Annotated in this window: 19 protein-coding genes; 9 read left to right on the top strand and 10 right to left on the bottom strand. The window is 38.8% G+C overall.

Features of this window, described 5'->3' with window-relative positions:
- Position 1 precedes the first annotated feature (1 nt).
- Complete coding sequence (locus E6H07_05490) at positions 2-2,548, top strand: FtsX-like permease family protein (protein TMI65375.1); 2,547 nt, start codon at positions 2-4, stop codon at positions 2,546-2,548.
- Positions 2,549-2,631: 83 nt separating this feature from the next.
- Here E6H07_05490 and E6H07_05495 read toward each other — a convergent pair whose 3' ends face one another.
- Complete coding sequence (locus E6H07_05495; GenBank protein ID TMI65376.1) at positions 2,632-3,303, bottom strand: arylesterase; 672 nt, start codon at positions 3,301-3,303, stop codon at positions 2,632-2,634.
- Positions 3,304-3,396: 93 nt separating this feature from the next.
- Between E6H07_05495 and E6H07_05500 the strand changes: the two genes are divergently transcribed.
- Positions 3,397-4,089 carry a YceI family protein gene (locus E6H07_05500; GenBank protein ID TMI65377.1) on the top strand — a complete coding sequence of 231 codons (693 nt, stop codon included), beginning with the start codon at positions 3,397-3,399 and terminating at the stop codon, positions 4,087-4,089.
- Positions 4,090-4,099: 10 nt separating this feature from the next.
- Here the strand turns inward: E6H07_05500 and E6H07_05505 are convergent, their stop codons facing one another.
- Complete coding sequence (locus E6H07_05505; GenBank protein TMI65378.1) at positions 4,100-4,705, bottom strand: hypothetical protein; 606 nt, start codon at positions 4,703-4,705, stop codon at positions 4,100-4,102.
- Between the two features lie 194 nt (positions 4,706-4,899).
- Here E6H07_05505 and E6H07_05510 point away from each other — a divergent pair, with 194 nt between their 5' ends.
- The 3 genes from E6H07_05510 (at position 4,900) to E6H07_05520 (ending at position 6,355) form a co-directional block, all read left to right on the top strand.
- The gene (locus tag E6H07_05510; protein ID TMI65379.1) at positions 4,900-5,409 is read left to right on the top strand and encodes a hypothetical protein; all 510 of its coding nucleotides are present in this window, start codon (positions 4,900-4,902) and stop codon (positions 5,407-5,409) included.
- 112 nt (positions 5,410-5,521) lie between these two features.
- Positions 5,522-5,671, top strand: coding sequence for a hypothetical protein (locus E6H07_05515; GenBank protein ID TMI65380.1), 150 nt, complete (start codon positions 5,522-5,524; stop codon positions 5,669-5,671).
- 21 nt (positions 5,672-5,692) lie between these two features.
- Entirely contained in the window at positions 5,693-6,355 is a 663-nt protein-coding gene (locus tag E6H07_05520) for a phosphatase PAP2 family protein (GenBank protein ID TMI65381.1), read from the top strand.
- Positions 6,356-6,436: 81 nt separating this feature from the next.
- Here the strand turns inward: E6H07_05520 and E6H07_05525 are convergent, their stop codons facing one another.
- Positions 6,437-8,353 carry an ATP-binding cassette domain-containing protein gene (locus E6H07_05525; GenBank protein ID TMI65382.1) on the bottom strand — a complete coding sequence of 639 codons (1,917 nt, stop codon included), beginning with the start codon at positions 8,351-8,353 and terminating at the stop codon, positions 6,437-6,439.
- A 211-nt stretch (positions 8,354-8,564) separates the two neighbouring features.
- Between E6H07_05525 and E6H07_05530 the strand changes: the two genes are divergently transcribed.
- Positions 8,565-8,963, top strand: coding sequence for a hypothetical protein (locus E6H07_05530; protein TMI65383.1), 399 nt, complete (start codon positions 8,565-8,567; stop codon positions 8,961-8,963).
- Positions 8,960-9,814, top strand: a complete 855-nt coding sequence (locus E6H07_05535) for an MBL fold metallo-hydrolase (GenBank protein ID TMI65384.1) — start codon at positions 8,960-8,962, stop codon at positions 9,812-9,814. Before E6H07_05530 ends, E6H07_05535 begins: the two co-directional genes overlap by 4 nt.
- Before the next feature lie 212 nt (positions 9,815-10,026).
- Here E6H07_05535 and E6H07_05540 read toward each other — a convergent pair whose 3' ends face one another.
- Positions 10,027-10,524: a DinB family protein gene (locus tag E6H07_05540; protein ID TMI65385.1), complete on the bottom strand. Its 498-nt coding sequence runs from the start codon at positions 10,522-10,524 to the stop codon at positions 10,027-10,029.
- Positions 10,525-10,572: 48 nt separating this feature from the next.
- Positions 10,573-11,541, bottom strand: coding sequence for a YafY family transcriptional regulator (locus tag E6H07_05545; protein TMI65386.1), 969 nt, complete (start codon positions 11,539-11,541; stop codon positions 10,573-10,575).
- A 179-nt stretch (positions 11,542-11,720) separates the two neighbouring features.
- On the opposite strand from E6H07_05545, the gene E6H07_05550 reads away from it, so the two are divergent.
- Entirely contained in the window at positions 11,721-12,170 is a 450-nt protein-coding gene (locus E6H07_05550; protein TMI65387.1) for a hypothetical protein, read from the top strand.
- 68 nt (positions 12,171-12,238) lie between these two features.
- Here E6H07_05550 and E6H07_05555 read toward each other — a convergent pair whose 3' ends face one another.
- The 4 genes from E6H07_05555 to E6H07_05570 form a co-directional block, all read right to left on the bottom strand.
- Entirely contained in the window at positions 12,239-14,176 is a 1,938-nt protein-coding gene (locus E6H07_05555; protein ID TMI65388.1) for an ABC transporter ATP-binding protein, read from the bottom strand.
- Entirely contained in the window at positions 14,118-15,578 is a 1,461-nt protein-coding gene (locus E6H07_05560; GenBank protein TMI65389.1) for a potassium/proton antiporter, read from the bottom strand. Before E6H07_05560 ends, E6H07_05555 begins: the two co-directional genes overlap by 59 nt.
- Before the next feature lie 231 nt (positions 15,579-15,809).
- Complete coding sequence (locus tag E6H07_05565) at positions 15,810-16,166, bottom strand: hypothetical protein (protein ID TMI65390.1); 357 nt, start codon at positions 16,164-16,166, stop codon at positions 15,810-15,812.
- Positions 16,167-16,267: 101 nt separating this feature from the next.
- A complete protein-coding gene (locus tag E6H07_05570) occupies positions 16,268-16,822 on the bottom strand; it encodes a thioredoxin family protein (GenBank protein ID TMI65391.1) in 555 nt (184 codons plus the stop codon).
- A gap of 70 nt (positions 16,823-16,892) precedes the next feature.
- Between E6H07_05570 and E6H07_05575 the strand changes: the two genes are divergently transcribed.
- The gene (locus E6H07_05575) at positions 16,893-18,179 is read left to right on the top strand and encodes a M20 family metallopeptidase (GenBank protein ID TMI65392.1); all 1,287 of its coding nucleotides are present in this window, start codon (positions 16,893-16,895) and stop codon (positions 18,177-18,179) included.
- Here E6H07_05575 and E6H07_05580 read toward each other — a convergent pair.
- A complete protein-coding gene (locus E6H07_05580; GenBank protein ID TMI65393.1) occupies positions 18,161-19,000 on the bottom strand; it encodes an amino acid aminotransferase in 840 nt (279 codons plus the stop codon). The genes E6H07_05575 and E6H07_05580 overlap by 19 nt on opposite strands.
- Between the last annotated feature and the right edge of the window lie 138 nt (positions 19,001-19,138).

Raw genomic sequence — 19,138 nt, forward strand, 5'->3', positions numbered from 1 at the left:
TATGAATAAGCAAAGAAGTTTGAATTTTTCCTGGCTATTAAAGATGGCATGGCGTGACAGCCGGCGAAACCGTTCACGGTTATTACTATTTGTATCATCTATTATTCTTGGCATTGCTGCGATGGTAGCCATTTATTCATTGGGTGATAATATGAGCTATGAAGTAGACAGGCAGGCCGCTTCTTTATTAGGTGCTGACCTTGAGATCAGCAGTAATAAACAAATAAGTCCGGCTATAAGAAAAATGGCTGATTCGTTGGGTGACAGAAGATCGGAGCAACAGGGTTTTACATCGATGATCTATTTTCCAAAAAATGAAGGAACACGATTAGTACAGGTCAAGGCATTGAACGGCGAGTTTCCTTATTATGGAGAATTAGAAACATCACCTGCATCAGCAGGACGATCTTTCCGGAAAGGACAAGCTGCATTGGTTGATCAAACGATGATGCTACAGTTTAATGCAAAAGTTGGTGACACGGTTAAGATCGGTAATTTAAGTTTTGTAATTGCAGGGGCTTTAATAAGTGCCCCGGGTCAAACAGGCTTAGGCGCATCTGTAGCACCGGTTGTTTATATACCACTTCAATATCTTGATCAAACGGGGCTTTCACAAAAAGGGAGCAGGATCAATTATCGGTTTTATTTCAAGTTTGATCGGTCTGTGAATATGGATGAATTGGTAAAAGACATTGAGCCACGTTTAGAAAAAGAAGATTTGAATTATGATACAGTCGCAAGTCAGAAAGAAAATACAACACGGTCGCTGAAAGATCTCACACAGTTCTTAGCCCTGATAAGTTTTATTGCTTTATTGTTAGGCTGTATTGGTGTAGCAAGTGCTATTCATATTTATGTACGTGAAAAAATAAATTCAGTAGCTGTTTTGCGTTGCCTGGGCGCCAAAGGTTCGCAGGCATTTCTTATTTATCTTATACAAATTGTTGTTATCGGTTTTATAGGTTCGGTAGCAGGCGCTGCTTTGGGAACGATCATCCAACAGCTGTTACCAATTGCGCTGAAAGATTTTTTACCTGTAGCTATCGATCCCCAACTTTCATGGAAAGCTATAGGGCAGGGTTTATTATTAGGTCTTGTGATCTCTTTTCTTTTTGCCTTATTACCATTGATATCTATTCGCAATGTATCGCCGCTGAATACACTACGGTTATCATTTCAATCACTCCGTTTATTTAAAGACCCGGTAAAGTGGCTCGTGTACCTGTCTATCATGCTCTTTATTTTTGGCTTTAGTTACATTCAGTTAAATGGTGTGCGGCAGGCAATCTTTTTTTCGCTTGGTGTTTTAATCGCTTTTCTAATATTAGTTGGGATAGCAGCTCTGTTAATGTGGACTGTTCGTCGTTTCTTTCCTGACTCATGGAGTTATTTATGGCGGCAGGGATTAGCAAATTTATTCAGACCCAATAACCAAACAACTATATTAATTGTTGCTATTGGTTTAGGTACTGCATTTATCTGTACTATGTTTTCAGTTCAGTCTATTTTACTCAACCGTGTAATGCTTTCTGCAAAGGGTGATCAATCTAATACTATATTATTTGATATTCAGCCATCACAAAAAGATAGTGTAGTAGCATTGGCGCGGCAACAGGGCTTGCCGATACATGGAACCGTTCCTATCGTGAATATGCGGTTGGAAAAGGTAAATAACATTACGGTGGAAATGCTGGAAAAAGACAGCACCATTAAAATGCATGAATGGATTTTTGACCGTGAGTATCGTGTAACGTTTCGTGACTCATTAACTGATTCGGAAAAAATAACAAAAGGTAAATGGTCGGGTGAAGTAGATAAATCAAATGGAAACGTATATGTTTCAATAGAAGAACGATATGCAAAGAACAACAGTATTCAGATTGGGGATACAATGATCTTTAATGTGCAGGGTTCTGTTATTCCCACAATTGTTGGCAGCTTTCGTAGGGTCGATTGGAACCGGATACAAACAAATTTCCTCGTTGTTTTTCCTACTGGTGTGTTGGAAGATGCCCCACAGTTTCATGTATTGCTTACCCGTATTCCAAATAAAGAAGCATCGGCAAAGTTTCAAAGAACAATGGTACAGCAGTTCCCGAATGTTTCTATTATTGACCTGAGTTTGGTTTTGAGTATTGTAGATAATTTATTAGAGAAAGTTGGCTTTGTTATTCGCTTTATGGCGGGCTTCAGCATATTTACCGGGCTTATTGTATTAATAGCTTCCGTGCTTATAAGTAAATACCAGCGTATACAGGAGAGTGTGTTATTGCGTACGCTGGGCGCAAGCCGTAAACAAATTTTTTACATCACAGCACTGGAATATTTTTTCTTAGGAGCTCTTGCTGCGGCTACAGGTATTGTTTTATCATTGGGTATAAGCTGGCTATTAGCAAAGTTTATTTTTGAAACGGAATTTACATTGCAATGGCTAGCCTTGTTTATTGTGTTTGTTGCTGTATGCCTGCTTACCGTATTCATTGGATTGATCAACAACCGTGCTGTAGTGAGAAGACCACCATTAGAAATTTTGAGAGAAGAAGTGTAATTGGGTAGTGACAAGTAGCTAGTGGGGTGGGAAACTTCGATTCCAGGTCTTTCCTACTTGCCACTAACCACTTGCTACTTGCATTACAGTAACGATTTTAATTGCCCCCAAACATTCTCGGCTACTATGCGACTACCTTCTTCATTCGGATGAATGCCATCTTCCTGGTTCAGGTGTGCTTCACCACCAACACGTTCTAAAATAAATGGAATAAGTGTCATTGAATTTTTAGTGGCCAGTTCTGTATAAATATTCCGAAATTCAGTGGAATACATTTGCCCCATATTCGGCGGTACCTGCATGCCGGCAAAAACTAATTTCGTTGCAGGATTTTTTGATCTTACTTTATCAATAATAGATTGAAGACTTTTCCTGGTTTCTGAAAGTGGAATGCCACGCAATCCATCATTAGCACCCAATTCAAGAATAAAAATATCTACTGGTTGCCGCAGGATCCAATCAACACGGGTATTGCCACCGGAAGAAGTTTCACCACTTACCCCGGCATTAATCACCCGGTAAGGAAGACCGAGTGAATCGATCTTTTTTTGAATGAGTGCAGGGAAAGCCTGCGAAGGACTCAAGCCATATCCCGCTGTAAGACTATTTCCAAAAAAAACAATTGTTTTCTTTTTTGCAACGGTGACGCTATCCTTAACAGTATTACCTTGATTAGTATCCGCAGCTTTTTTATCATCAGTGCAACCCACAAATAGCATAATGAGTGTGGTAATAATAATTGATCCTTTCTTCATATTGCAAATATAGAGCAACATTATAAGAGCATTGGTTTGGGCATAGACATAGTCAAAGCGGTACATTGTTTGTTTAAATAATAAAAAAGGGGAATGAAAATAATAACAATTATAGCGACGCTTGTAATTGGTGGCATCAGTTGTACCAATGCTCCCAAAAGTGATGAAGCAGTAACAACAGAAGCAAAGGATGTAAATGAATCTAAAACAGGCGAATCATGGAAAGTGAATACTACAGAAAGTAAGATTGAATGGGTCGCCACAAAGGTTACGGGTTATCACACTGGTGTTGTGCCGGTTAAAAGTGGGGAGATAATAGTAAATAACGGGGAAGTAACAGGTGGGAGATTTATACTCGATCTTGCTAATCTTAGCGTAACTGGGCCAAAAACTGTTGACTCTGCAAATAGCAACAAGCTTCAAAAACATTTGAGGTCAGCGGATTTTTTTGATGTAGAAAAAAATCCTGAAGGGGTCTTTGAACTTACCAGTGTGAAACCTTACACAGGAGGTGCTGTAAAAGATTCTGCAGATTCAAGACAGGAAACAATTAGTAAGTATAAAGTATCTGATCCTACACATACAATAAATGGCAACCTTACATTAAAGGGGATAACAAAAAATATTGAGTTTCCTGCACGTATAACTATTTCAGGAAATATGGCAGAAGCAATTGCAAAGTTTAATATTGACCGTAAGGATTGGAATATCATTTATCCCGGTCAACCGGATGACCTGATCAGGGATGCGATTCATTTGGGAATTTCTATAAGAGCAATGAAATAGCGATGTGTTGTTATTTTCCTTGTACTATAGATGGTTCAGCAACTATGGTTTTTAATTTTGCTTCGCCAGTTGCTTTATTCCAACCTTTTTCTATAGCAAGCAATCTTGAATTTCTTGCAGGGTGAGTAGAAGAAGCTGTTGTTTTAGCAATAAAATGCATCACTTGTTGTGCTTGCTCCAGTGAAGCACCAAGTTTTTGTAAAATAAAACCGGCAAACTCATCGGCTTCTAATTCTAATTCCGGTTTGCTACCACCTCTCCGCTTAGTATGCCCATTAATATGATGACCTACTTCATGCGCCAGCAATGCCATTGCTGCCCATTTGTTTTTTGTAATATTCGTAAGAGTAGCAATATAAATGGGATTGTATAAGATATATTTTTTTCCATGGCTTATGGAAGCTTCGATATTCAATACATCAGCCTCCTTCAATTCATAACCACGTTGAAGTCCCGCCACATTTATTATTTCTGCAAACATTTCATTCATGCCGGAAATCTTAAACGTTGTAGTATCTGTGTATGATCTTTTTGAATGTGTAGAAATTTCCACAGGTTTTGCAAAACAAGAATAGGCAACAACAAAAAATGCTGTGAGAACGATGGCTTGTTTCATTTAGTTTTTCCTCAAAATTTTGAATAACAAATTTAATTCAACTCCTGTTTATAAAATGATAAATAATTAATAATCTGTGTTACTACACAGACAACTGACGTGCAACCACTAAATGTTAGAACAAAAGTTACTGGCATGGTTGTGGGAAAATACCCACTAGCAGTAAGATTTATTTAATCACAAAAGAATACATTATGAAACTAAAAACATTTTTAACGGCGGCAGTAATTGCATTGTTTACTGCGTGTAGCACAACGTATCGGGCGACAGATACCGGTGTGTTAATATCAGCTAATGCTACGAAGGCTTTTGATCAACAATATCCAACTGCAACCAATATGGTTTGGAGCAGTTACAATCCCGATGTAGTGATTATTAGTGATTGGGACCTGGCAGATTGGGTAATCATTAGTGATGATGATTACATGGTACAATTTGATATGGACGGTGAAAAATATTATGCCTGGTATGATAGTGATGGAGCCTGGGTTGGTTCAGCGTATGTAATAAATGATTTCACGACCTTACCATATGAAGTAAGAACATCGATCTATAGTAAATTCCCAGACTTTACTATTACTAAAGCCAACAGGGAGTTTTATGGAGACAGGACAGCCTATGAAGTAGGATTAAAAAGAGGGGACGAGAAACGTGTTGCCCTGATTGGGGAAGATGGAATGGTGATCAAATCCAAACTTAAATAATTGTAAATACAAGTTTAATCGGTTTAAAGCTGTGATATGTTTATCACAGCTTTTTTTGTAATAGCTCTGGCACGTTTGCTGCATTACTTTAAATTATTCAACAATAAAAAATATGATCAGAAAATTAAAATCAGGAGAATACAGGATCTACTCCCGAAAGAAAAATCCAAAAACAAGTAAGAGAAGAAACCTGGGTACTTTTGCATCACTGGAAGCTGCACAAAAGCATGAAAGACAAATTCAATATTTCAAAAAACATTGAGTTTTGTAATTAATTGAATTAATGAAAGCAGGCGAGCTTACTACATTGATAATTGCTGAAGTACTGTTAACACTTGCAGTTTTCTCTGCGATCATTGCATTGATTGTTTTTTCTATTCGCAAGCCGATACGTAAGCATAAGCCCACCGATATGCTGATATTTGAAAAGATCAAACCAGTAATAAACACAAGAAATAATAAGATCATGTTGTTTATTACATTTCTTGGTAAGCATCAGTTTCTTATTCCCGCCAATCTTATCCTTATTTTCTATTTTGTTGTTATCACAAAACAAAATTGGTTTTCTATCCGTGTGATCACTATTGCCATCAGTAGCCTGGTATTGATGCTCTTGCTGAAGCAATTATTTCAACGTAAACGACCATTATCTCCATTATTAAAAGCTGCAAAGGGATTAAGTTTTCCCAGTGGCCATGCGATCATGGCTGTTACTTTTTATGGATTGTTGATCTATATCTTACAACATACCATTACCAGTGATTGGCTAAAAGTATTCTTTACGGCACTATTGGTTGTTCTGATCCTTCTGATAGGATTTAGCCGTGTATACCTGAGAGTACATTATGCAAGCGATGTAACAGCTGGGTTTATTATTGGATCGCTTTGGCTAATTATCTCATTGTTTGTTTTGAAATTACTGGAAACTTATGTTACATCTTTATAATTCTTTAAAAGGAAAACCTACTCCTCTTCTTTTATATCCTCAACAGCGGGTGATTGAGTAACCATTCCCCGTCCGACCGGATCAAGCTGATTGCTCTTCGTTTGCTGGCCAAAGAGAATCATCAATAAACTGGTCATCCGGGCGGGCAAAATCAAACTGCATATCATTAAGTTTGCGGTAAAGGCCATTATGACTCATAAGCTGTGCATGTGTGCCAGCCTCACTTACAATTCCTTTATCGATCAGTACGATCTTATCAGCATTGCGGATGGTGGAAAGCCGGTGTGCAATAACAAAGCTTGTGCGGCCTTTCATTAAGTTATCTAATGCTTCTTGTACCAACTGTTCGCTTTCACTGTCCAAAGAAGAAGTAGCTTCATCTAATATCAATATAGCGGGATCTTTTAATATAGCACGGGCAATAGCAATACGTTGACGCTGACCGCCACTTAATTTGATCCCTCTTTCTCCAACGATAGTTTCATATTGCTCTGGAAATCTATTTATAAATTCATGGGCATTGGCGCTTTTTGCAGCAGCAATAATTTCTTCATCGGTGGCATCAGGTTTTCCATAGGCAATATTTTCTTTGATGCTGCCACCAAATAAAATAACATCCTGCGGTACGAGTGCCATTTGTCTTCTTAATTGAGAAACAGGAAATTCTTTTCCGGGTCGTTCATCAAAATAAACCGAGCCACTATCAGGTTCATAAAATTGTAACAATAGTGAAGCAATGGTTGATTTGCCTGCACCGCTGGGCCCAACGATGGCGATCTGTTCACCATTCTTTGCTGTGAGTGAAAGATCTTTTAGCACAGTGATGTCTTTGCGACTCGGATAGCTAAATGCAACATGCTCAAACCGTACATTACCTTTTAATTCATACTGTGATTCGACGATAATAGGTTTCAATTCCACCGCTTCACCATCGGTACGCAAAATTTCTCTTACACTTTGTGTCGCACCCAATGTTTTTTGTAATTGAGAAAACATATCAGCAAAACCAGCAAACGTGCCGCCAACAAACCCTGAAAAAATGACAAACATTATGAGCACACCAATTGTTAACTCACCGGTTTGGATCATTCGCCCCCCATACCAAACAACAAATGCCAACGTGCCAAATAAACTAAAGATCATAAAAGCGACAAAAGCACCACGATATCTTGCATTACTAATAGCGATAGATACAACAGCTTTCAAACTTTTTATGTAACGGGTAACCTCATGAAATTCGCTGGTGAATGCTTTTACAATTGTTATTCCCTGGAACGTTTCCTGGACGATAGTACTGCTAGTAGCGAGTTCATCCTGTGTTTTGCGTGACATTTTGCGTATGCTCTTTCCGAAGATAACTGCAACAATTGCTAATAACGGGACCACAGCAAGCATGATCAATGCCAGCTTAGTACTGATCAAAAAAATAAAGGACAAACCGATGATGAGGATAAAGATGCCACGTAAGAATTCTGCAAGTGTAAAAGAAATGGCATCCTGTATTTGTGAAAGATCAGATGAAATGCGACTGCTAAGCTCACCGACTCTTCTTTCGGTAAAAAAACTGAGTGGCATTGTGAGTAACCTGCTGTAAACATCTTTGCGCATATCAGCAACAGATCTTTCACCAACTGAGGTGAGTAAATAGACCCGCATGAAAGAAAATATAGTTTGTGCTGTAAGCTGACAAAAGATTAGTAAGAGTGTTGTATTTAAACTCCAGTGAATATTTTGTAAACTAAATCCAACTTGTTTACCTGTCGATGCTCCCGGTAATTCAGCTCCGGGTGAAGCCGCATCTATCATCTTGCCAAGGAACAATGGAAACAAACTTGTAGAAAAAGCTGTGAGTGCAATAAATACCAGGGCAAGTATGAATTTACCACGATGAGGTTTTAAATATTTGAATAGTATAAGAGTTTGCCGCAGGTTTTCTTTATTGATCTTGGCCTTTGGGGATTTTCCTTCCTTGAGATCGAGTGGGTGATGACGGGCCATTTGTTGAGGAATAGCTTTAAGTTATAAGTTCAGTGGGAGTGTAAGTTAATTATTCTTTTTTGCAGGAATGGCTGAAATCGGTGAATTGCCGATAATAGGGAGTTATTTACATATAGTGAATCTTTAGCAGTGTTTAAAAAAACATTAAAAACATGTTATAACTTCTTTTCTTTAATGTAGCTTTAAAGGAGCCATTATAAAATTCAGCACTATGCCTGCACATCCTATTGAGATAATTCTCAACCGCCAGCTTGCCGATTGTTTGTCAATGCCGGTATTTATTACTGATACATCAGGGAATCTTATTTTTTATAATGAACCCGCAGAAAAAGTATTAGGCACCCGGTTTGAAGAAACCGGTGAAATGAATGTGGAAACATGGTCAACTGTTTTTAAGCAACAAGATGATGAAGGAAAATTGCTGGCACCGGAATCACTGCCACTCGTAAGCACATTGAAAGATCAATATCCCCATCACAAAACATTCTGGATAGTAAGTATGCAGGGCAAAGCCGAAAAAATATCTGTAACAGCATATCCCATCATTGGCCGTGCAGGTAATTTTCTCGGCGCTGTTGCTATTTTCTGGGAAGTAAAAGACGTAGGATGAAGATAATGCTGCGGGGCGTTCGTGGTTCCATACCCACTACCAGTCCCGAGATGTCATATTATGGAGGAAATACATCCTGCACAGCAGTAAAGGAAGGAGATTCTATACTGGTACTTGATGGCGGTTCGGGTATGCAGCAATTCAAACTACTTGATGGTACGGGTATCAAACGAGTAGATATATTATTAACACATCTTCATCTCGATCATATCCAGGGGCTGGGTTTTTTCAATCCTTTTTTTAACCCGCAGAATGATATTCATATCTGGGGACCAGCGAGTAAGATAAATAGTTTACATGCCAGGCTTAGCCGTTATCTTTCTCCTCCGTTGTTTCCTGTATTGCTGCGTGATCTACCCTGTAAACTGACCTTGCATGAAATTGAAAACAGTTCATTTGAGGTCGGGCCATTTAAAATTGAATCACGGTTTGTAATTCATCCGGGACCTACTGTTGGTTTTCGGGTAAGTAATGGCCGTTCTGTTTTTACTTATATACCCGATCATGAACCTGTATTGGGTGCAAATGAATTGCTGAAGGATACAAAATGGCTCTCGGGTTTTGATCTGGCTGAAAACGCCGACCTGTTACTTCATGATGCGCAATATTCAATAGCAGAATATCCATTTAGAATAGGCTGGGGCCATAGCAATATGGATGATGCAGTAAAGTTTGCTTCGATGGCAGGAGTTAAACATTTGTTGCTTGCTCATCATGATCCGGGTCATACGGATATACAACTGAATGAACTGTTTGCTGATCTGCAAAAAAGCCTGTCCGCCGGGGCGGGAAATAACTATTCATTTAAATATGAACTGGCAGTAGAAGGAATGGAGATTGAACTGCCTTAGTTTTTACCACAGACCTGCCTGCCGGCAGGCAGGGAACACAAAGTTTTTTTCACAGAGTCACACAGAGAGGTTTAAATACATCTAAAGCTCTGTACTACTCCGTGTCCTCTGTGGTTAAATCTTACCTTCAACTAAAATGCAAACTGCGTACAACAAATGAAATTATAAAGCAAGCCCATTTGATAAAACTCTTCATGCACATGATTACGATTTTACTCAAAACTGTTTTCATCTGCACTTGGCCCATAGCTACCCGGGATAGGGATGTTCAGTAATCTTAAATAGACACCTAACTGTGCACGGTGATGTATCTGCTGGCTGAGTGACATCCGCAACACATCGATCTTCGGATTGGTTGCATAAACAGTTTCACCATTTCTGAGTGTCCATGGTTTATCCATTTCCTTTTCATTTTCTTCTATCAACGCTGATAGACCATCATTATATCGTTTTTCAAAATACTCCAACAGCTGCTTGTTATTGTTGATATCAGGTTGCTCATAACCTGCTTGAAAATCCAGCTCATCGGTTGTCAATGTGAAATGAACCCAACCGGGAAGATCGGCGAGATGTGTTACCAGGCTTTTCATCACCATCGACTTTTCGTGGGGTTTGTAATCCAGTTTGTCGTCAGGCACACGACTTAACATTTTGCGTGTTGTGGCGGCTTCTTCGATAAATTGCTGTTTAAAGAATTCAATAAATGTCATAGTGTTTTGTTTTTGTTAGTACAAAGCAACAACCCACTAGTGACAACCCTATGTCAGCAGCCTTTGAGATTGTTCCAATTTTTTTAAAATATTTTCAGCGATTTCAGCAACCATCACATTTAAATTCTTAGGCTCCACGATCTTAGCATGATCACCAAACAACATAAACCAGCGGGAAAAACCCATGAGTGAACCTGTCAGGAAGGTCATGCGGACATAATCGCCGTTCCTTTCTTCTTTTATATAGCCGTTATAATATTTCTGTTCTCCGAGGTATTTTACAATATCTGCCTCCACATCTATCACCACTTTTATCACTTCCCTATCATCCGACATTTTATCGATAAAACTTTGTAGCGGCGGATGTGTTTTTAATACCTTCTCACCGGTTGTTTTCAATTGCCCGATCTTATCGGTGCGGAAATTCCGGTAATCATTTCGCAGCCTGCACCAGGCAATCAAATACCAGTGACTGCCGAGATAATATATACCAACCGGCTCAACCTCTCGACGGGTGGTTTCATTTTTTTCCAGCGTTGTATAATTGATCTCAATAACATCAGTAGATGAAATAGCATTTAATATCGGCTGAAGATATAATTCTGATTGCGGCGAGTAAGCAATAGCCGGATGGTTCATTACAGCGATATGCTCATCTATACCTTCTATATGATCTTTTTCTGAATGACGGAGTATGGCACGTATTTTATCAAGCGCTGCTTCAAAATGCTTTATCATGCCTGCATCTGTTTTTGATTGCACAAGCTTTGATGCAGTAAGTAATGCAGTCGCTTCTTCCTGGTTAAACATTACCGGCGGTAATTTATATCCATCCATCAGTTTGTAACCGCTACCAGCTTCACCAATTACTGGCACGCCGGCTTCTTCTAATGCTTTTACATCACGATAAACAGTACGAAGACTAATAGAAAACTTATCAGCAATATCCTGCGCCTTTACCAAACGACGGGATTGCATTTGTATAAGAATTGCTGCTAGACGGTCAATACGATTCATCTTATAAAGTTATGAACTGTTAAGACTAATAGCTGTTGTACTTGGGTTTCATTTTCAATTTTTTCTTTCTGAAAAAATCATTCGGATTGCTTTTATTCAAATCAATTAACGTTTCGTTGGTAGACCCGGCAGCCTATTTGCCGCTCTTATATATTATTCAATAAAATAAAAATTCAATTATGAAAAAGATCTTTACACTACTTGCAGCAGTTACTATTGTAGCAGCGGCACAGGCACAAAATGGTCAGGGAAATAATTCTGGTAAAAGACAAAACGATCAGCAAGGGAATAATCAAAATGGTCAGCGGGATAAACAAAACGGGTATGGAAATGATAACGACATAAAGAATCATCCATATGATAATGATGATCGCTATGATAATAATTCCAATTTTGAAGGAAATAAAGGCCAACGAATAGCGCAGATCAACCGGGAGTATGAATATAAAATTCAAAAGGTCAGGAGCAGTCGTTTTATGAGCCGCAGTGAAAAGAAAAGACAGATCCGTTTTCTTGAAGAGCAACGCCAGCAGGAAATAAGAAGGATCAATTACAGCTCAAACAGAAGCCGTAACAATGACCGTTATGATCGTAATGACAACAATGATCGTTCAAACCGTCGTTATTAAAATAGATTGAAAAACCAGATTTATAAAACCCCGTATTGCGGGGTTTTTTTATTTGAAGGGATACATTTTTATCTGTAACCACTTGCCTGTAACTCGAATAGTTGAGCATAACGATTACCTGCTGCGAGTAATTCATCATGTGTACCGAGTTCAGTTACTTTTCCATCATCAATTACTGCAATGCGGTCGGCAATACGAACAGTAGAGAAACGATGTGAGATAACTATTCCAATTCTTCCTTTGAGATTTTCTTTTAGCTCAGCAAAGATGGCGGCTTCAGCTTCGGGATCAAGCGATGAAGTTGGCTCGTCTAATATCCAGATATCAGCATTGCGATACATGATCCTTGCCAATGCTAATCGTTGCCATTCACCGCCAGACAGATCATGACCGCCTTCAAAGAGGCGTCCTACTTTTGAATCCAGTCCTTTCGGCATTTTATTTACCAACCATTCGCTGCGAGAATCCTGTAAGGCTTTGATCACCTGTCCATCATTACTTACACCATTGGGTCTTCCCATCAATACATTTTCACGAACAGACAATTCATAAGTTGCATAATCCTGGAACAATACACCGATCCTGTTTCGCAAACTTTCAGGATTCATGTCTTTTACATCAATGCCGCTTACTCTTACTGATCCCTGTTGTGTATCATAAAAGCGAAGTAATAATTTGATGAGTGTTGATTTGCCGGCACCATTCTCACCCACTAATGCTATCAGTTCTCCTTTACGTATACGTAAACTCAATTCATGCACCGAAGGTTCTGTTCCCCCCGGATAAGTAAACGTGATATTATCAAATTCAATTCCTTCAATAGGTGCATCTGGAATAGAAACAGGGTTTTCCGGTACCGGCACAAGATGGTCAATCTTGAGAAATGAAAAATAATCTTCGAGAAAAGTAGTGTGCTGATCAACCGCCACAAATGTGCTGGATATTTGTCCCAGTGTTCCAGATACAGATGTAAAAGCGCCGATAACTAAAACAACATCACCGGGATTCATGGTTCCTTTTATTCCCCTGCTGGCAACAAATACATATGCCAGCGCAAGGATAGTTCCTGTAATAAGACCGCTTACCAAAGACATTCGGCTTCCAAGCCGGTTCATGAGTTGTCGCTGTTTAAAAAGATCATCGGATAATTTTTTATGTCTTCCGAGTAAATAATCTGACAATACATAAGCTCTTACTTCTTTTGTATTGCGTGGTTGTACCAACAAATCGCCGAGATACTGACGTTCTCTTTCTTCCGGCGTTTCTTTATAATAATATTTATAAAGCCTTGTGGTCACACGGCTTTCCAATACCAACGTAAGAATTGATGCTCCCAATGCAAGCACTACTAATAAATAATGCAAGCTTGCCAGCAGGCCAGACATTAATATTATAGTCACAATATTTCCCGAGAGACCCAGTATTGACCATGTAAGATCGCCGGGTCTCCAGTTTACATCACGTTTGGCACGGGCCAGGCGATCATGCCAGTCAGAATTATCGAAGTGCCCAAGATCAACCTTTGATGCTTTTGTAAGTAAACGACGTTCTGCTTCTAATTCAACACGGCGTACATATAAATTTCTGCCATAACCCATATAAGAGCCTACTGCCCGTTGAACAATAAATGTGATCCATAAACCAATGACGATTGGAAGCACATCATTAAATGTCAGTGGATGTATTTTTGCTTCAGCAATTTTATTGACAAGTACAGCTCCTAAATACACAGATACAGGAGGCATGATGGCATTGAACATTCCAAGTAATGAAAACCGAATAAGTAATTTAGGTGATGCGGCCCATGCAAGTGACATAGCATGCTTCAGGTTTTTTCTCACCCTTGCAATACGGCTTGACTTTTTCAGAGTAGCTTCTTCCATCACTACAAGATACAAAAGAGATAAATCAGATTTACGTGAGTTATGAAACTGGGTTATGAATTTTTTAGTGTGGCTGTAATTTTGAGTTAAGCAACTCCAGTACAGACAGAAGCTCCTGTTCATTGTCGGATAAAAGGAGAAGCCTGTCACCCGATTGAAGATTATCGGCCCCGGTCGGCAGCATATACTTGCCGTTTCTTTTAATGGATATAATATTTACAGAAAGAGGAAAGTGCAGATCGACAATTTTTTTACCAATAACAGCGGATTCGTTGTTAAGTGTTATCACTTTTATTTCGCTGTTAACGGGTATAGCCGGAACTTTTTTAGGCTCTTCAGGTGGCTCTGTAACACGCAGCCATTTTGCTACCAACGGTAATGTGGTGCCCTGTAATAAAACTGAAGTAATAGAAATGAAAAAGACAAGGTTAAAGATCATACCTGCTTTGTCCAACCCAGCAATCATTGGATAAGTTGCAAACACAATTGGTACGCCACCCCGCAAGCCCACCCATGAAATAAATAGTTTACTGCGGATACTTGTTTTGGCAAAAGCCAAGCTTATAAAGACACCGATTGGCCTTGCTATAAAAACTAAGAAGCCGGCGATCAATAAACCCGTTCCGATAATAGGAATAACTCTTGAAGGAAAAACCAACATACCGAGTGTAAGAAATAAAACGATTTGCATCAGCCATGCCTGGCCATCATAAAACCTTACAAGACTTCTTTTATGAATAAAATCACGGTTGCCCAATACCAGTGCAGAAAGATAGATCGCTAAAAACCCATTACCTCCGATAACATGTGTAGCGGAATAAGTAAACATTGCCAATCCAAGAACAAGCACTGGATAAAGTCCGTCGCTATCCAGTTTTATATTATTAATAAGCCAATGACTGAACCGGCCCATAATATAACCCACTACTCCGCCAATCAGGAAGCCTTGTACAAAAAGCAAAAGAAAACGCCAGCCATCAAATTCGCCGCTTGCAATAATACCTGTTAATGTGATCGTAAGAAAATAAGCCATCGGATCGTTACTGCCGCTTTCAAATTCAAGTACAGCGCCAACCTTTCCTTTTAATTTTACTCCACGTGTACGTAAAATAGAAAATACAGCTGCAGCGTCAGTAGCAGAAACGATAGAACCTAATAGCAATCCTTCCAGCAAGCTAAAATTGAGAATATAATAAGCGAATATGCCAACGGTTAGTGCAGTAATAAAAACACCAATCGTTGAAAGTGAAATTCCACGCCATACAACAGGCTTGATGACTTGCCAATTGGTATCGAGTCCGCCGGAAAATAAAATAAAGTTCAAGGCTACGATCCCGATAAACTGGGCGATACGGGGATTATCAAAATAAATCCCACCAATACCCTCAGAACCAGCAAGAACACCAACGATCAAAAACAAAATGAGGGTGGGCACGCCGAAACGGCTCGATGTTTTACCTGCCACAATACTGACCAGTAAAAGTAATGAGCCAATCAATAATATATTTTCCGGCGACATGTTCATTGAAACATTTTTTAAAGTTGGTACCCACCCTCTCTGATTAATTCGGGGAGTTTGTTCCCGATTCTTTTTTCCTGTCGCGGTTATTAATAAATACCAACCCGTAAATGATCAGTAAAAGAAAGCCTACAACTATTAATGCAGGTATTAAAGCTGAATTCATAAGTATTTTTTATAAATAAAGAAATAAGTATATGACAGGCATATACCACGTTATCAAAAAATAATAACGGATCACCAGAAATTATGAGTAGGGTAGATATAGAAAAGATAATCTTTGATCAGGAGAGAGGATTCCCTGATCTGATTATTTTCTATTGAAACGGGGCGGTTATAAAAATCAATAGCAGTGAAAAGCTGCAATAAAGGAATGAACGATTTTTGAAAACTAATATATCCGCTTGTTACAGCAGGGAAATACAGCCTCTCGAGTTCGGAATTAGGTGAATGCCACGGCTTTTGTGTAAGGGAAGCCGGTTTTTTATTTTCAATTGCATGCGCAGGTGAAAGCAAAGTTGATCTTATGCCCAGGCAGGCAAAAGCGACAATAAAAACAAGGGATAAAATTTTTGTAACAACATTCCTGCTCATTGCTTCAAAGATACGAATGATTTTGTGGAAGAATCCTGTTATAAGAATCAATAAACAGTTTTTGTGATAATGTTTACGAGAATTTATTTCTTAAACAATTTTTACTTCCATTTCACATTACAGCCGATACTCGGCCGTTGAAATTCCGGAACAGGCTGGTCGTTGATCAAACAATCCAAAGCATGACGGATATCTCTTCCGGTTACAGGTATTTCATTGCCGGGTCTTGAGTCATCGAGTTGTCCGCGGTAAACAAGCTGCAAATTTTTATCATAAATAAAAAAATCAGGTGTGCAGGCTGCATCATAAGCTTTCGCTGTTTCCTGTGTTTCATCATAACAATATGGAAAAGGGTATTGTAAACGCAGGGCAGTTTCTTTCATTTTATCCGGCGCATCATGAGGATGCATTACAATATCATTAGCACTGATCGCCACAAATCCAATCCCTTTATTTTTATAATCATTGCCCAATCTTACCAGCTCGTCATTTACATGCATAACAAAAGGACAATGATTACAAATAAACATTACCACAGTTGCGGTAGCTCCTTTTACTTCATTTACTGAAATTTTTTTTCCTGATACTGTATCAGGAAGATTAAAATCGGGGGCTTTTGTGCCCAACGATACCATCGTTGAATTTACTCTTGCCATACTGTAAAGTTAACAAAGCCGGACATTGATTTTTGAAATCATTATCTTGCCGGTATCAAAAATCCCGATGATGAAAAAATTGATAAACACATTAATTCTTTGTTCAATCTTTTTTACAGGCTATGCACAGCCGCTTTCTAAAACAGAACAACAATTGCTGAAAAATATTGAAACCGATTATACAGCTACATTGGAATCATTGAAGCAATCAGTAAATATTAATAGCGGCACATTTAATATCGAAGGGGTAAAAAAAGTAGGCCAATTGTATGCGAAAGAACTGGAAGCTTTAGGTTTTACTATTGAATGGATCACATTACCCGATTCGCTAAAAAGGGCGGGACACCTGGTTGCTTACCGAAAAGGAAAGAAAGGGAAAAAACTTTTCCTGATCGGTCATCTTGATACGGTATTCGAACCGGATATGCCGAAGAATCCTTTCGCAATGCTTAATGATAGCAACGCTACCGGACAGGGAATAAATGACATGAAGGGCGGTGATGTAATGGTGATCGCTGCATTAAAAGCAATGCATAAACTAAACCTGCTTGATGATGTTAGCATCACAATTTACTTTACCGGTGATGAAGAGAATGCAGGACATCCAAGAAGTATAAGTCGTGGTGATTTTATTGAAAGGGCTAAACAACATGATATTGCTTTGGCATTTGAAGGAGCAAGCAATTTGAATACCGTTGCAACAGCACGTCGTGGAGCAAGTGAATGGAGACTGGAAGTAGAAGCGAAACAAGCTCATTCATCCGGTGTGTTTGGTACAGCAGGTTATGGTGCTATCTATGAAGCTTCACGTATTATCAACGAATTCAGAGAAAAACTTAGTAAAGAAAAATATCTCACATTTAATCCAGGGTTATTTGTTGGTGGATCGGAAGTGAATTATGATACCGCCGCGCAAAAAGGAGATGTACTTGGCAAAACAAATATTATTTCACCAAAGGCAGTTGTAATTGGCGATCTGCGTTTTCTTTCCGAAAAACAAAAAGAAAATGCAAGAGCCGCTATGCGGCAGATCGTTTCAAAAAATCTTCCAGGGACAAAAGCAACGATCCGGTTTAAAGATGGAATTCCATCAATGCCCCCAACACCGGGGAACGAAGCTTTGGTAAAAACTTTGAACAGTATCAGTCTTGCCTTAGGTTATGGTGTTGTAAAAGCCGGAGATCCGGGCTTAAGAGGAGCCGGTGATATTTCTTATATAGCAAAATATCTTGATTGTATAGATGGACTTGGCGCATCAGGTCGAGGTGCACATGCACCGGGGGAAATAATCAATCTGAACGAATATCCTAAACTCATCAAACGGGCAACATTATTGATTTACCGACTTACCAGGTGATGGGTTGATTTTTCCATTTCAAGAAATTTTTCATAAAGACTTATTGTCGTTACTCCAGGTTTACCATTACCGATAATTTTATCATTTACTTTCAGCACTGGTAATATTTTTCGTGAAGTGGCTGTTGAAAAAATTTCTTTTGCTTGCATCAACTCATCAACTGTAATATTTCTTTCTTCAACAGGTAATACTTCTCCGGCTATTAATAAGATATGTTTACGTGTAATGCCTTTTAAAATATTATGAACAGGTGTCACCAGTTTATTATCTGCTGTTACAACAAATATATTAGAACGTGGAAACTCAGTGATACTTTCCTTATTGTAATACAAAACATCATCAGCTTGTTTTTCTTTGAGCAATGGCTGCAACCAAACGGCCATCAGATAATTAATGCTTTTTATATGAGGGAGCTCCCGCTGGTATTCATGTGTAATGATTGAAATTCCTTTTTCAAAATCATCAGATGTTGCAGTCTTCACCGTATTGCAGGTAATAAGTAGGTTAGGTGTTGAAGGATGATAACTGTCTTCAGAATATCCACCTGTAAGCATGATACGTATACCAGCTTCTGCCAACCCTGATTTTTTTATCAGCTCATCAATAATAGCAGCCAGTTCTTTCCTGTTTTTACTAACCGGCAAATGCATTGCTTCTGCTGAAGTATAAAACCGGTTAAAATGATCTTCTATAAACAGTGGCGTTCCATTTATAGTTCTTAAAAAATCAAAAATGCCATAACCCCGCTGCATGGATAAGTCGGAAACATGCAGAACTGCTTCACTATTTTCCACAAACTGGTCATTTAAATAAGCTACCATACCCGGCAATTTAAGTGAAAGATGAATTCATTTATATAAACGGTGTTTCATAAGCTGCTTTTAGAGGCTTCGAATAAGAAATCCTCCCTTATATTCGCAACTTTCGCAGTGCAATAAGTACGTAACTTTAAAATAAGT

The sequence above is a fragment of the Bacteroidota bacterium genome (genome assembly GCA_005882315.1).
Taxonomy (GTDB): domain Bacteria; phylum Bacteroidota; class Bacteroidia; order Chitinophagales; family Chitinophagaceae; genus VBAR01.